Origin of the sequence: Microcoleus sp. PH2017_28_MFU_U_A (assembly GCF_020738035.1) — a bacterium.
GTDB lineage: Bacteria > Cyanobacteriota > Cyanobacteriia > Cyanobacteriales > Microcoleaceae > Microcoleus.
In genome coordinates, this window is sequence record NZ_JAEQCX010000161.1 from 1 (window position 1) to 12,967 (window position 12,967).

14 protein-coding genes are annotated in these 12,967 nt (G+C 43.2%); 10 read left to right on the forward strand and 4 right to left on the reverse strand.

Features of this window, described 5'->3' with window-relative positions:
- Nucleotides 1-926 precede the first annotated feature (926 nt).
- Nucleotides 927-2,048 carry a calcium/proton exchanger gene (gene cax, locus JGK14_RS31435; RefSeq protein WP_293216486.1) on the reverse strand — a complete coding sequence of 374 codons (1,122 nt, stop codon included), beginning with the start codon at nucleotides 2,046-2,048 and terminating at the stop codon, nucleotides 927-929.
- A gap of 367 nt (nucleotides 2,049-2,415) precedes the next feature.
- On the opposite strand from cax, the gene nuoB reads away from it, so the two are divergent.
- From nuoB to JGK14_RS31485, 10 genes are all read left to right on the forward strand, one after another.
- On the forward strand, nucleotides 2,416-3,117 hold the full coding sequence (nuoB, locus tag JGK14_RS31440; RefSeq protein WP_293186872.1) for an NADH-quinone oxidoreductase subunit NuoB: 702 nt from the start codon (nucleotides 2,416-2,418) through the stop codon (nucleotides 3,115-3,117).
- Between the two features lie 175 nt (nucleotides 3,118-3,292).
- Nucleotides 3,293-3,841 (forward strand): GNAT family N-acetyltransferase, encoded by a 549-nt coding sequence (locus tag JGK14_RS31445; RefSeq protein WP_293190210.1) that lies wholly within the window; start codon nucleotides 3,293-3,295, stop codon nucleotides 3,839-3,841.
- A 212-nt stretch (nucleotides 3,842-4,053) separates the two neighbouring features.
- Entirely contained in the window at nucleotides 4,054-5,163 is a 1,110-nt protein-coding gene (locus tag JGK14_RS31450) for a DUF262 domain-containing protein (RefSeq protein ID WP_293206412.1), read from the forward strand.
- Nucleotides 5,160-5,810, forward strand: coding sequence for an MAE_28990/MAE_18760 family HEPN-like nuclease (locus JGK14_RS31455; protein WP_293206409.1), 651 nt, complete (start codon nucleotides 5,160-5,162; stop codon nucleotides 5,808-5,810). Before JGK14_RS31450 ends, JGK14_RS31455 begins: the two co-directional genes overlap by 4 nt.
- 32 nt (nucleotides 5,811-5,842) lie before the next feature.
- Nucleotides 5,843-6,382 carry a GrpB family protein gene (locus JGK14_RS31460; RefSeq protein WP_293232083.1) on the forward strand — a complete coding sequence of 180 codons (540 nt, stop codon included), beginning with the start codon at nucleotides 5,843-5,845 and terminating at the stop codon, nucleotides 6,380-6,382.
- Nucleotides 6,383-6,386: 4 nt separating this feature from the next.
- Nucleotides 6,387-6,680, forward strand: coding sequence for an antibiotic biosynthesis monooxygenase family protein (locus tag JGK14_RS31465; protein WP_293190218.1), 294 nt, complete (start codon nucleotides 6,387-6,389; stop codon nucleotides 6,678-6,680).
- Between the two features lie 149 nt (nucleotides 6,681-6,829).
- Complete coding sequence (locus JGK14_RS31470; RefSeq protein WP_293186869.1) at nucleotides 6,830-7,246, forward strand: VOC family protein; 417 nt, start codon at nucleotides 6,830-6,832, stop codon at nucleotides 7,244-7,246.
- A gap of 112 nt (nucleotides 7,247-7,358) precedes the next feature.
- Nucleotides 7,359-8,255, forward strand: coding sequence for an AraC family transcriptional regulator (locus JGK14_RS31475; RefSeq protein WP_325315899.1), 897 nt, complete (start codon nucleotides 7,359-7,361; stop codon nucleotides 8,253-8,255).
- A gap of 174 nt (nucleotides 8,256-8,429) precedes the next feature.
- Nucleotides 8,430-8,912, forward strand: coding sequence for a hypothetical protein (locus tag JGK14_RS31480; protein ID WP_293317542.1), 483 nt, complete (start codon nucleotides 8,430-8,432; stop codon nucleotides 8,910-8,912).
- Between the two features lie 130 nt (nucleotides 8,913-9,042).
- The gene (locus JGK14_RS31485) at nucleotides 9,043-9,279 is read left to right on the forward strand and encodes a hypothetical protein (protein WP_293232089.1); all 237 of its coding nucleotides are present in this window, start codon (nucleotides 9,043-9,045) and stop codon (nucleotides 9,277-9,279) included.
- A 210-nt stretch (nucleotides 9,280-9,489) separates the two neighbouring features.
- Here the strand turns inward: JGK14_RS31485 and JGK14_RS31490 are convergent, their stop codons facing one another.
- Genes JGK14_RS31490 through JGK14_RS31500 form a run of 3 tightly spaced genes read right to left on the reverse strand, consistent with a single transcriptional unit; the run spans nucleotide 9,490 to nucleotide 12,834 of the window.
- Entirely contained in the window at nucleotides 9,490-10,989 is a 1,500-nt protein-coding gene (locus JGK14_RS31490) for a P-loop ATPase, Sll1717 family (RefSeq protein WP_293232091.1), read from the reverse strand.
- Nucleotides 10,990-11,004: 15 nt separating this feature from the next.
- Nucleotides 11,005-12,399 carry a tyrosine-protein kinase family protein gene (locus tag JGK14_RS31495; RefSeq protein WP_293232093.1) on the reverse strand — a complete coding sequence of 465 codons (1,395 nt, stop codon included), beginning with the start codon at nucleotides 12,397-12,399 and terminating at the stop codon, nucleotides 11,005-11,007.
- 3 nt (nucleotides 12,400-12,402) lie between these two features.
- Nucleotides 12,403-12,834, reverse strand: coding sequence for a HEPN domain-containing protein (locus JGK14_RS31500; RefSeq protein ID WP_293232095.1), 432 nt, complete (start codon nucleotides 12,832-12,834; stop codon nucleotides 12,403-12,405).
- Nucleotides 12,835-12,967 lie beyond the last annotated feature (133 nt).

Here is a 12,967-nt window from a genome sequence, read left to right on the forward strand (position 1 = left end):
TGTGGACTTCCTTCTCGACCTTAACAGGCTGGCTAGTACAGACATAACTGCGGTTTACAAACCGGATAATTGAGCCTTGGTTTTCGGCATTGCAGATATCATAGCCTTTCTAGACTTATCTTGTCCAGCGAGCTTTAACTAAGTTTAGATAACTATTTCGCCCTGTAAGTTAACCTCTATCAAGTTTTACTTTGGCACTCTCAGCACTCTTGGTGACTGAGATTCTTGGTTCAACGAAGTCACTTGCTTGCGACTGGATTACTCCAGGTCAAGTAAAAGTGTCTTCTCCTGAAGCGTAAATTCCGGTATGCCCTACCGTACTCGATCGTCTCGATCTAGTCAGGTTTTTGTTCAAATGCGAGTTTTCCTAGACGGCAACACCGATCGGTGTGACTGCGTACTCAACAATCCAGTTAAGTTTTTACGTTGTCTAGTTATACTCAATTTTCAACCTGTGACGATCGTATCACACCCAGTACAAGACTGATGAGCACTCTTGATTTAAATCCTTCGCGTCGCTAATGTCAAGCGGAGTGAACTCTAGCTCGTTTTCCGCTTTCCATTGTACGATCGCTCCGGAGCACTCTGGAAGGAAGAAATAAAAGAGAGGGAGAAAGGGGGAGAGGGGGAGAGGGGGAGAGGGGGAGATGGGGAGAGTGGGGGACAAACATCTGCCTAATGCCTTTTCCATCTTCCTTCCTTCTGCTTTCTTCCCTCTTCCCGATGACGGCATAACTGATGGGTAATCGGGAATTCTATCCGTTACATCCGTTAAATCCCGCACATTGCGAGTAAGGCCGAACTTCCTTCTGCTCCGATGACGGCATAACTGATGGGTAATCGGGAATTCTATCCGTTACATGAGTTAAATCCCGCACATTTCTCGTTGCCGAACTTCCGACTTCACGCTTGACTTCTTTACCCTTTTAAACGAGTCCTTCGATTACGGGATGGAAGAAAAACGCCAGCGCCAAAACCGCATAAGCAGCCAACAGCAAAGTACCTTCGAGCCAGTTAGACTTGCCATCAGAACTGATAGAATTCGCAATCAGCACCGACACCGTAACTGCTACAAGTTCAAACGGATTGAAGTTCAAGTCCATCGGTTGGCCCACGATAAAACCCACCAAAACCAACAGCGGGGCAACAAACAAAGCAATTTGCAAACTCGAACCCATAGCCACAGAAACCGACAAATCCATTTTATTTTTCATCGCCACCGTCACCGCCGTCGTGTGTTCGGCAGCATTGCCAATAATCGGCACTAAAATCACCCCGGTAAACAGTGATGTCAGCCCCAAACGCGCCGTCGCTTCTTCTAGACTACTAACCAGGAGTTCTGACTCGATCGCCACCATCAGCGTACAAGCCAACAGTACCGAAATCCACAACGGTAGATTCACCTTGTGGTCGGGACTGTCTGGTGCTAAGTTACTTTCGGCTAATTCTTCGAGACCTTCGACTTCTGCCACCCCTACATCGTAAAGATAACTGTGGGTTTTCATCGAAAACAGCAGAGTCAGCACGTAGACAATAATCAGGACTATCGCAACAGCGCTAGAGAGATTTTGCATAGTTTCCGGGGCGATGCCGATAGAAGTGACATTAACAGCCGTCGGCACCAAAATGGCAATCACAGCTAAGTTCATCGCGGAAGCATTCAACCGCGCGACTGTGGGCTGAAATTCTTGTTCTTTGTAGCGCAAGCCGCCTAGCAGCATTGCAAATCCCATCACCAGCAGTAAGTTGCTGATAATTGAACCGGTGATGCTGGCCTTAACAACATCTATTAGTCCGGCGTTGAGGGCGACGATGCCGATAATCAATTCCGTGGCATTTCCGAAGGTAGCATTCAGCAAACCCCCCAAGTTGGCGCCGAGGACAACGGCGATTTCTTCGGTGGCCGTACCCATCCAGGCTGCTAAAGGGATGATGGCTAGGGCGGAGGTGATGAAGATTGTGGAGGATTCCCAGCCGAGAAAGTGTCCGGCGATCGAAACTGGGATAAATAGCAGCAGGCTGGAAATTATGTTGGTTGTGTTTAGCATTTAAATTCTGAAAAGCTCCCAACCGTCAATCATAGCCTGCCAGCAAGTTTAGCCAAGGGGAGGGGGAAAGGAATTGGATGCTGGTTTAAGGCTATTGGCGATCGCACTTACTCACTTTTTTTGGTCAGAAGTTGGCGAAGATACTTAATAAAATTGAAAAGGTCGATCGATAATTTGAAAATGACTCAGCCGAGAACTAAGCTGCTACACAGATAAATTGCCTGTTCTGAAGATGAGAGAGTGCGCGAGTATCAAGATATCTGACAGTTCGTGGCGGGAGCTAAAATTCGATGCCAGAATTAGAGTGTCAACGAACAACCAACAGCTATATCGTTCCAGGAGTTTTGTCAACATGAATTCACCTGACATGACACGAGATATTGCTTCAGAAGATTTGTCGATCGCCAATCCGGCTGCTTATCCCGAAGTTACGCAACAGCTATCGGAAAACGTAATTTTCACAACCGTCGATGACCTTTACAACTGGGCAAAAATGTCCAGCCTGTATCCGCTGATGTTTGGCACTGCTTGCTGCTTCATTGAGTTTAGCGCCATGCTCGCTTCCCGCTTCGATTTGGATCGATTAGGTGTATTTCCCCGGATGTCTCCCCGACAGGCAGATTTGATGATTACCGCCGGCACGATTACCATGAAGTACGCTCCTGTGTTGGTGCGGCTGTACGAACAAATGCCCGAACCCAAATACGTGATTGCAATGGGCGCTTGCACGATTACGGGCGGAATGTTTAGTGCAGATTCTCCGACTGTTGTGCGCGGTGTGGACAAGCTAATTCCGGTGGATGTTTATTTACCTGGATGTCCGCCGCGGCCGGAAGCGATTATGGATGCGATCGTCAAACTCCGCAAGAAAATTGCCAACGACAGCTTGCAAGAAAGGCAAAAGACGGAACCAACCCACCGCTATTACACCCGCCCTCACCGGATGAACGTTGTGCAGCTAATTCACGACGGAAAATACCTGGAAACCCATCAGGTGCCGCCTGAACTTGTCGCATCGGGATTGCCTGTTGTACGGGAGTTGGAATCGATTCGGGCGATCGAAGCTTAAGTATGATTGAAATTCATATCTTCCACGAGTCTCACCGAATAATATCATCTCCGCAACCAAGACCACAATAAACAAGGTTTGTAGTGAGGACTTTAGTCCTCTGATATTTCTGCGGACTAAAGTCTTCACTACGAACCGTTACAGATGACTGTTAATTAACCAGACACCATATGAAATGGATTTTTATATTCGATTAGCTAGCTTAGAAGATATTCCTAAGCTGACAACTTTAATTCCAGATTCTGCTAGAGCTTTGCAAGCAGACTACTACACTTCTGAGCAGATTGAAGGCGCAATCGGCACAGTCTTTGGGGTTGACAGCCAACTGATTCAAGATCGAACATACTTTGTTGCTGAACACAATAACCAAATTGTCGGTTGCGGTGGTTGGAGCCAGCGAAAAACGCTTTATGGAGGTGATTCAGGCAAAAATAATCAAGAAGACAGCCTGCTCAACCCAGACAGCGACTCAGCCAAGATTCGGGCATTCTTTGTCGATCCAGCACGGGCGCGTCAAGGAATTGGCAGTCAGATTATCCAATCCTGTGAACTGGCTGCTGAGCGTGCTGGATTTAAGGATGTGGAGACGATCGCAACGCTGGCGGGAGAGCCATTTTACACAAAATTTGGCTATCGGGCGATCGAGCAATTTGAAATTCCGCTCCCAAACAATCAGTTTCTCCCCGTTGTCCGTATGTTTAAGACCTTTCTGTGCAGCCGGTAACTCAGTAACGATCGAATCAGTGTGAAGGTTGTGCCACTAATTTACAAGAGAAAATACCTGGAAACTTCAGCAGGTCTGATTTCGCATGGTCTTGACAACAAAGTTGACTATTTCTGGGCCTCCTTTCTTCAAATGTTCGCCTAGTGATATAATGTCTAAGTATTGCCCTGCAAGGATAGCTATACATAATAATACTTAGGAATGCTTCAGCCATGCCTCTACAAGAAGAGATTGACAAAACAAGGCAAGAAATTCGGACAGATAGCTACTCAATGTCTATTGGCGAGTGGATCAGTCTTTATGAAAATAAGGAAATCGATATTCACCCAGATTTTCAAAGGTTTTTTCGGTGGTCTGATTATCAAAAATCAACTTTTATAGAATCAATTCTTTTAGGCATCCCGATTCCTCCGATTTTTGTTAGTCAAAGAGATGATGGGATTTGGGATGTGATCGATGGTTTGCAGAGACTCTCAACCATCTATGAATTTGTCGGTCTTTTGAAGCCTGAAAATCCAGAGCAAGAAACATCTTTTTTCGCTTTACAAGAAACTACATACTTACCTTCCTTGAAAGGCAAAAAATGGGACGACCCAGACGACAAAGAGAACTCTTTTAGTCAGGTACAACGTTTATTGATTAAGCGAGCCAAAATATCCGTCAATATTGTTGAAAAAGAAAGCGATGAAATGATTAAATATGAATTATTTCAGCGGCTAAATACAGGAGGATCAATTGCCACGCCACAAGAAGTAAGAAATTGCATTCTTTTAATGTTGAATAAAAATTTGTATGATTTGATGCGTTCACTGGCAGATCGCGAGTCATTTAAAAGCTGCATTGCTTTGAGCGATCGACTCTATGAAGAACAGTATGATATGGAATTAGTATTGCGTTTTATTCTTCTCTTCGACCAAGATGATGAAAGTCTTAAAAAGTTGGGTGGTGACGTGAGTGAGTTCCTAACTGCTAGAATGCGTGAAATGGCTGTTAAAAAAGATTTGGATTTCAGCCATATAGAGAAAGCGTTCGATGTAACATTCAATATTCTCGATCGAGCTATGGGAGATGATAGCTTCAAGCGATATAAATCGGATCAGGATAAATTCCTCGGAGGCTTTCTATTATCTTTATATGAGGTGGTAGCACTAGGAATTGGATACAACTATCAAAATCCAATTGAAATAGACCAAATATCTAATCGTATAAAAACTCTTTGGTCAAATCAAATTTATAAACAATGGTCGGGAGCTGGAATGAATGCAGCAAGACGCTTACCTTATCTGATTCCGCTTGGTAGAAAGGTATTTTCACCTTTATGAGCATCCGAACAGCGGAACAATTAAGTGATAAATTGGCTACCGATCTTGCTTGGCGAAAGAAAGAACTTTCAGAAATGAAATCTTTGATAGAAGCGAAAAATGTTTCTGACCAAAGACATAAAGCATTAATTCGAGGTGGAGTATGTATTCTGTATTCCCATTGGGAAGGTTTTGTTAAGTTAGCAGCAAACTCTTATCTAGAATATATAATCTCAAAAAAGCTTAGCTACCAGGAGCTTTCTAGTAATTTTTTAGCTTTGGCTATGAAAGAAAAACTTAAGGAGGCAAAAGAGACAAATAAACCATCATTGTATATACCTGTTTGTGACTTTTTCCTTTCTGAATTGAATCAGAGATGTCTCCTACCTAAAGATGTAATATCTACTGCATCGAATCTATCTTCTGAAATTTTAAAGGAAATAACTTATATTCTGGGAATAGACTTTTCAATCTACTCTACTAAGTCGGTATTAATTGACACCAAGCTTTTGAAGACAAGGAACGAAATTGCACACGGAAATTATTCGGTGTTTGATAGGGATGAATATCTAGAGCTACACAGAGAAGTTATCGGAATGCTCGATATATTTCGGAACCAGATAGAAAATGCTGCTATTCAGGAAAAATTTCGGTCTACTTCACCTTAGATAATAACAACAGGAGCAAATAATTATCAATCATGTCAAGAAAACTAGATTTTATCAAAGTAGAAGTCGTCCCGCACGATCCAAGTTGGCGAGATGTTTTTGAGGCTGAGTCAAAACAGATTGCACTTGCACTTACCGAAAATGCGATCGCTATACATCATATTGGTAGCACAGCAATTTCACAAATTCATGCAAAGCCAATTATCGATATGCTAGTTGTGGTCAAAGATATTATCAAAGTGGATACACAAAACTCAGCACTTGAGGCATTAGGTTATCAAGCAATGGGTGAGTTTGGGATATCGGGTCGTCGTTTTTTTCGCAAGGGGAATGAAGCAGGGATTAGAACGCACCACATTCACACGTTTGAAGTGAACTCACCACAGATAGAGCGCCACTTAAGGTTTCGAGATTATATGATTTCCCATCCTGAAGATGCACAGCAATACAGCGAGCTCAAACAAGAACTCGCAAATAAATACTATGATAATATTCAGGCGTACATGGACGGAAAAGCTGGATTTATTAAAGCAATGGATATGAAGGCTGCCAAGTGGAGAGCATCTGATTAAATCTATGATATTAGAAGTTGCAATTCTTGACATTAAACCTAATATGGCTGCTGACTTTGAAATTGCTTTCAAAACAGCTTCAGCTATTATATCTTCTATGCCGGGGTATATCTCGCACGAGCTGCAACGCTGCATAGAAAACACAAATCGTTATATTTTGCTGGTGCGGTGGCAAAGTTTGGAAGACCATACCGTTGGATTTCGAGAATCGCCAGATTATCAAATGTGGCGTTCCTTATTGCATCATTTTTACGACCCATTTCCAACAGTCGAACATTATGAAGTCATTTTGTCATGACTTACGTATTAAAACTAAAGAAACCTGGTTTTTCACCTAATCTGAGGGCTACAGCGAAAAGTTTTTGTAAAAAAACCCGGTTTCTAACCTCTCCTGCGTCCCGGAGTATTTATAAAGTTTTAAGTCTAAAGCATGGAGGAACATCACAAATGATTGATATCGGTTTCACTCACATCGCACTCCCAGTTTCCGATGTTGAGAAAAGTATTGAATTCTACTCGAAGTATGCTGGGATGCAGGTCGTTCACCGCCGGATTGATGCAGCAGCAGGTGTTGCTGTTGTATGGCTTTCTGATGGCACTCGTCCTTTTGTAATTGTGCTGATTCAGACAAACTCTGTACATCCAGTTTTGTCTCCGCTGGCACACCTTGGGGTTGGTTGCAAGAGTAGGGAATATATGGATTCTCTCTGCGATAGTGCACGTCAAGAAGGTGTGCTGGTTGATGAACCAAAAGATTCTGGATATCCGATCGGCTATTGGGCCTTTTTGCGAGACCCGGACGGTCATACTCTGGAACTATCCTACGGGCAAGAAATTGGATTTACGGTGGAGAAAGTTGGCTGAAAATAGGCTGTGCAGGGGCTGAACGGCACTTGCACGGCACGGTGAGGGCGGACGAAAGGAGCCGGGACAGCAGTCGCATATAATTGGAATAGTCCTGAACGGTAAATGTGCCATGCAGCATTATCAACCGTCAATTGCTCGATCGCCCCGCGAGTATGTGAGTCTGTTTCCCCGTCCACCGCACTTGACCAGTTTTGCAACGCAGTGGGAGGGAATCTCAGTGATTGCCATGCAACAATCTGCCTACGAACTCCCCGAAGTTTCGATTCCGCTAGATGGCGTTGGTATCTTTACAAGTTCCAATGTCTCAGAACGCACGATCGATGGTATTTCTAACAGCGAGTCAACCAATGTTGGAGATATTGTAGTTGTTCCTGCAAATATTGGTCATAGCGTTCGCTGGTTCACTGAAGGAGAGATGATTGTCATTGGGCTAGATACTTCTTTGGTTTCCAGTGCGATCGACAATGCAGCCTATTTCACTCAGACCGAACTATTGCCCCATTTTTCTACGCCAGATCCTTTGGTGTATCAACTTGGTTTGTCGCTTAAATCTGTTCTCGAACAAGATCCTGCTGGCAGTCGCTTGTATGCAGAAATCGCAGCGGCAATGCTGTCGGTACATCTACTGCAAAAGTACGGTAAACGGAAACTAGAATTTAAAAGCTACACGGATGGATTGCCTCGGTCTATACTGCGTCAAGTTATTGAGTATATTGAAGCAAATCTCGGTGGGGAGTTGGGACTAGCAGACTTAGCTGCGATCGCCCATCTGAGTCCGCACTACTTTACGCGCTTGTTTAAGCAATCCACTGGATTTACGCCCCATCAATTTGTGATTCGATGTCGGGTGGAACGAGCAAAAATTTTGCTGCTAGCTGGAAAAGAGTCGATCGCGGAAATTGCCCAACAAGTTGGATTTGCCAATCAAGCGCATTTGAACGTTCACATCAAGCGATTGTTGGGTGTCACGCCAAAAATGATTCTCGAACACCGCAAGAATCTATAAAAAATCGCAAGAATCTAAAAGATGGAGAGGGGCGAGCCTTCCTATGTTGGTAGTAGTCCATCAGGATGTGCACCTGACAACTCTACACAGTTTTTTGTATCCCCAAAGTCGCTTTCAGGGCAGCGTCATTACACTCCGATTTAGTCCACAAGTACAGATCTCAAGAGAGGTTTTATGATCCATCATATTTCCGTTTCCGCTCAAAACCCCCAGCACGTCGCCCAAGTCCTGGCAGAAATCCTCAAAGGTCAAGCAGTGCCCTTTCAAGTTCATCCAAACAGCTACATGGTCGTCGCGATGGATGAACACGGTACAGCCATTGAAGTCTTGCCTTTGGGAGTGGAAATCAGTCCAGGTTCCGGGCAGGATGGGTGCGGTTTCATGCACAATCCTCAGGCGTCTCAATTTACAGCTACTCATGCCGCCGTGTCCGTCCCTACCAGTCAAACCGAAATTGAACAGATTGGAGTGCGCGAAGGTTGGCGAGTCGTGCGCTGCGATCGCGAATCTTTCTTTGATGTAATTGAGTTCTGGGTGGAAAACCATTTGATGTTAGAGTTCCTAACGCCAGAGATGACCGCCAAATATTTGGCATTCACTCAACAGCCGGATGTGCTGAATAACTTTGTAGCTGCACCCGCTGAGGCGATCGCGTAAATTACGAGAGGCGCAAGCATACAACTAAAATTAATTACGCGACTCGTGTGGCAAGTATCTCCGAATTATTAAATAATTCGGAGATATTAATTGTTAGTAATTTTTATATTTTTAACGGGTATCTCCCCCAATGAATATCTTTATTCGACTGCTTCAAGAAAATGAGTTATCGACGGCTGAACATATCTTTCGACTTGCCTTTGGTACTTTTATTGGATTGCCTCAACCGACTGATTTTTGTGGTGATGCGAACTATATTCAAACGCGATCGCAAATCGATCCGACAGTGGCTTTTGCAGCCGAGGTTGATGGGCAGCTAGTAGCAGAATGCTCGATCGCCATTTTCGCACTGAAAGTACAGGTTTAGTCATGCACAGGCCCAACGATCCCGGTTACAATCGACCGGAGGTTTTTGTATTGGATGATTGGCACTAATGCAAGCTTGTTTGGTGATTTCCTTAGATATTCAGGCAATTTAACTTCTTTTAAATGCGATGTCCTTTTGGTAATAATTTCAGCGGTTAAAGACTGAGGCTCAAAAGTAAGGTAAGAGATAGCTTACCAAATATCGTTAATATTACTTTGCACGTTTAACCCCTCCTCTCCGTTTAACTTGAAAGCCATACAAATAGATTTCAGGTATATTAATACGTCCATCATAACGAGTTTCTACAACCCCAAGTAGAAGTAAATATTGCAAAATTTCTTCAGGGTTAGTGGTGGGTGGTTGTTTTTCCCGTTGTTCACTCCATTTGGTTGATTTCACTGCATCTAAAAACTTCTCCCTTGGTATGGGAGCTTCTAGACCAACTAAACTCGTTTTGAGAGATTCTAACCAGGGATACTCATCTTGCAATTCCCTGATTCGATCTTCTGAGGTACGTGTTAAAGCTGCCTGCAAGTCAGAAGGTTGCAAAAGTTCTTTAGTGTCTTCCACAATAGAGTTCGATTCCCTTCTATCTTTTGCTGATAATGCAAATAACTTCAGAAAAGAACGTGGCGCAATTCTACCGCCAGCATCCTGAAGGTGATTAGGAATCCAACGATAGGTAATTCCTTTTTTAGGATTAGCCCCCATATACTTACCAATCATCTTTTCGATAAGTTCTTCAAACAATTTCTCGTTTGATGTTGCAGTCCATCCCAAGCTAGTTCTGTTTTCAATAATCAACTCTGGGATTTTTTGTAAATATTCTGTCATTTCAGGGCCAGAGTTCGCAAGTCGTTTGACAAAAAGTTGATAAAGCCATGAAGGTTTCCATTCCAATTCAACCTGATGACCTCGCAGTTTGGAAGCATCGGGAAAGCTCAAAAATTCCTCTCGAAATAGATCGGTACGCAAAAATATTTTGGGGCGTATTCTCTCCCAACGTCGCCATCTATCTAGCCACAAAGCTAAAAGTTGACGAATGGGATTTGCTAAGGCAATGTAGGAAGTAACTAATCGATCTAATTCATCATAAGTGACAAATAACCAATCATCAGTCTCAAGAAGTTTTTCGTCTAATTTATCTAAGACATAATTTAACTTTTCAATATTTTTGTTGACTAGGGGCAGCCAGTCTGACAATAGAGATAATTTCTCTTTGAGGACATTAATAATTTCCGGCTCTATTGCTTCAAGAAGAAAATCTTTTAGCTTAAATTCTTCTTGCTCTAGGATGACACCTAACATTAAACCGATCCAGAAGCTACGCCATTCAATATTTGTAGCTTCTTGCATTTGACGCTCAACAATTTCTGGTATGGGAAATCGCTTTTCTGCTGTGCGAGTCCGCCCAAAGCCAGCTATCCACGTCGTTTGGCTCAAAGGAGGTAATCCTCTAATTCTCAAACTTTCAACCAAGGCTTCCCGTCCAGAAGGGATGGCTAGTAAACGGAATAATTCTGTTTTTCCTACCCCCCGTCCTCCTAGTATTAACAAGATATCGGGTTCTAAAGCATAGCGATAATTTGGAATCGGTAAGAAATTTTTTAAGAACTTCTCCTCATTATCACTTTCGTGCTCAGCCGTACCCATTCCAGGAGCAATTTCACCGATTATTTCTAGTAGTTTTTGTTGGTTAAACTCACTCATTTTTTTGATGCTTGTTTATCTACTTTTTTCGAGATTAAAATTAAAAATTTCGCATAATTTTCTGGCAATATCCTGATAAGGAGAATTAGTCATTGTCCTTACAAGGTCTGACAGCCGACTTGATTCTTCAGGCAGCCGACTTGATTCTTCAGGCATTAAATTACGGATAAATAGGGCTATATCTCCTCGTAGATTTTCCTGATATGGTATAACAAAAGGGGTAAATGGCTCCCCTATATTAGTTGAATTAGGAACAGTTTCATCTTCAGAATAATAGTTATCTTGAAAAATCGTATAGGCTTGTTCTCGAAATCCTGCTAACTCTTGCTCCCTGCCCGGTATTCCTAATGCTGGAGCCATCGAATGTACGAGAATTAATGGTAAACGCCGATCGACTCCAGGGCTTGCTAAATGGCGTATTACATGAGTTAGTCCCGCCCAACTTTGGCGTGATTGAGTTCCAAAGATGACTGCTGCATGGGAAAGATTGGCAATCGCCAAGCCACCAATATCGTGAAAACCAGCCCGCGCATCCATCAGAATAAAATCTAAAGGTTTTGCTGCACTTTGTAATTCTTTTAACATATCTCCCATTGTACTTCGCAGTTCACCATCGACGAGGTTCTGAAAATCCAATCGTGCTAATTTTTCTAAGTAATCTCGATCTACTGTACCCGCCGGAAGTAATTTCAGGCTTTCACCATTATCTCCTAGCAAAGTTGGTTCAGTAAGATTTTTGATGTGAGTGCTAAGTTTCCAATCGTTTCCTTGAATCTTCTTTTCTAATAAATAATCAATTACACCAGGATTATTGGAGTTGTCTGGTGAAAAAATTGTAGCAAGACCGGGTGCTTCTAAATCGAGGTCAACAATGGCAACTCGATGACCGTTACGGGCTAAAGTTAATGCAGTAGCAACGAGGGTACTGGTTCGTCCGACACCTCCTTTGAAGGAGAAAAAAGATACGATCGCAGGCTTACGCTTTTCATAGACTAATTCCTCTTTCCAAGGTGGTTCACCTACCTTCTTATCTGTCCAGGCCTGTTTAGCAATGTGACGCTCAAGAATATACCAGCGAGGCAGAACTAATTCATCATCCCACGAGGCCAAAACTCTTTCTTGCTCGATAGTATCAATTAAGGCTTTGTAAGCATCATTTTCTCCGGCGGGCAACCAGATATCAGTGCCGTAATAAGGGCCAAGTTTTTGAGAAAGAAGCTGCGCGAGGTCAGTAGTATTAACTTCTTGTGGTTTTTGACCTTCCGATAAATTAAGAAAAAGTCTAATTTTTCCATTAACATCACGAATAATGGTGACAGACTGAAGCTGAGGCACAAGTTCAGATACAATGCTGGGTTCACTAAAACATTCCTTTACTCGCTCAAATGTTTCACCAAAAGCGATCGTCATGTGTTAAATATCCTTGCTGGAAATTGAGCCATTTAGCACTAATTTGGGGATGATTTCTCGGTAAATTTCTTCGGCACGTTGAACCGCTAACTTTGCTTCTTCCTCAGTCCAAAGCTGAGACTTGGCGTATCTCCTCTCTGGGTGATCTTGGGCTAGAACAGTGCCAGCTATTCTTGAAGCAGGAAGTTGCCGATCCAAAATGGGATAAAGAACCCGCAAGCGTTCCATTGCTCTTCCATCAAGTTCCTGGAGGTCGTGTCCATACTTTTTTACGGCACCTTTATCATCTTTAAAGTATAGCTCCACAAGTAGTTTAAATGAACATTCCACGACATAGGCAGCAAGGTAAACAGCGTTGTCCCAGCGTTGGGTTTGCAGGAGAATTTGGGCATCCTGTAAATGCCTGCCTGCTGAGTTGGAAAACGACTCTTGCATTGTCTATGTAACCAATACTTCGGACAGTTGCAGTTTGACATACTCCCCGGCGTGAACGCGCGGGGATTCTTGACACTTCACGGAGATGTGCCACAAGTGGTCTTACCTTCTCTCTGTGTCCGTTTAGAGTCGT

Excerpts from the sequence above, each read along its gene's own strand:
- JGK14_RS31495 (WP_293232093.1), bottom strand. The coding sequence starts at position 12,399 with ATGACGATCGCTTTTGGTGAAACATTTGAGCGAGTAAAGGAATGTTTT.
- cax (WP_293216486.1), bottom strand. The coding sequence starts at position 2,048 with ATGCTAAACACAACCAACATAATTTCCAGCCTGCTGCTATTTATCCCA.
- JGK14_RS31475 (WP_325315899.1), top strand. The coding sequence starts at position 7,359 with ATGCAGCATTATCAACCGTCAATTGCTCGATCGCCCCGCGAGTATGTG.
- JGK14_RS31490 (WP_293232091.1), bottom strand. The coding sequence starts at position 10,989 with ATGAGTGAGTTTAACCAACAAAAACTACTAGAAATAATCGGTGAAATT.
- JGK14_RS31480 (WP_293317542.1), top strand. The coding sequence starts at position 8,430 with ATGATCCATCATATTTCCGTTTCCGCTCAAAACCCCCAGCACGTCGCC.
- JGK14_RS31485 (WP_293232089.1), top strand. The coding sequence starts at position 9,043 with ATGAATATCTTTATTCGACTGCTTCAAGAAAATGAGTTATCGACGGCT.
- JGK14_RS31465 (WP_293190218.1), top strand. The coding sequence starts at position 6,387 with ATGATATTAGAAGTTGCAATTCTTGACATTAAACCTAATATGGCTGCT.
- JGK14_RS31470 (WP_293186869.1), top strand. The coding sequence starts at position 6,830 with ATGATTGATATCGGTTTCACTCACATCGCACTCCCAGTTTCCGATGTT.
- JGK14_RS31500 (WP_293232095.1), bottom strand. The coding sequence starts at position 12,834 with ATGCAAGAGTCGTTTTCCAACTCAGCAGGCAGGCATTTACAGGATGCC.
- JGK14_RS31450 (WP_293206412.1), top strand. The coding sequence starts at position 4,054 with ATGCCTCTACAAGAAGAGATTGACAAAACAAGGCAAGAAATTCGGACA.
- nuoB (WP_293186872.1), top strand. The coding sequence starts at position 2,416 with ATGACACGAGATATTGCTTCAGAAGATTTGTCGATCGCCAATCCGGCT.
- JGK14_RS31460 (WP_293232083.1), top strand. The coding sequence starts at position 5,843 with ATGTCAAGAAAACTAGATTTTATCAAAGTAGAAGTCGTCCCGCACGAT.
- JGK14_RS31455 (WP_293206409.1), top strand. The coding sequence starts at position 5,160 with ATGAGCATCCGAACAGCGGAACAATTAAGTGATAAATTGGCTACCGAT.
- JGK14_RS31445 (WP_293190210.1), top strand. The coding sequence starts at position 3,293 with ATGGATTTTTATATTCGATTAGCTAGCTTAGAAGATATTCCTAAGCTG.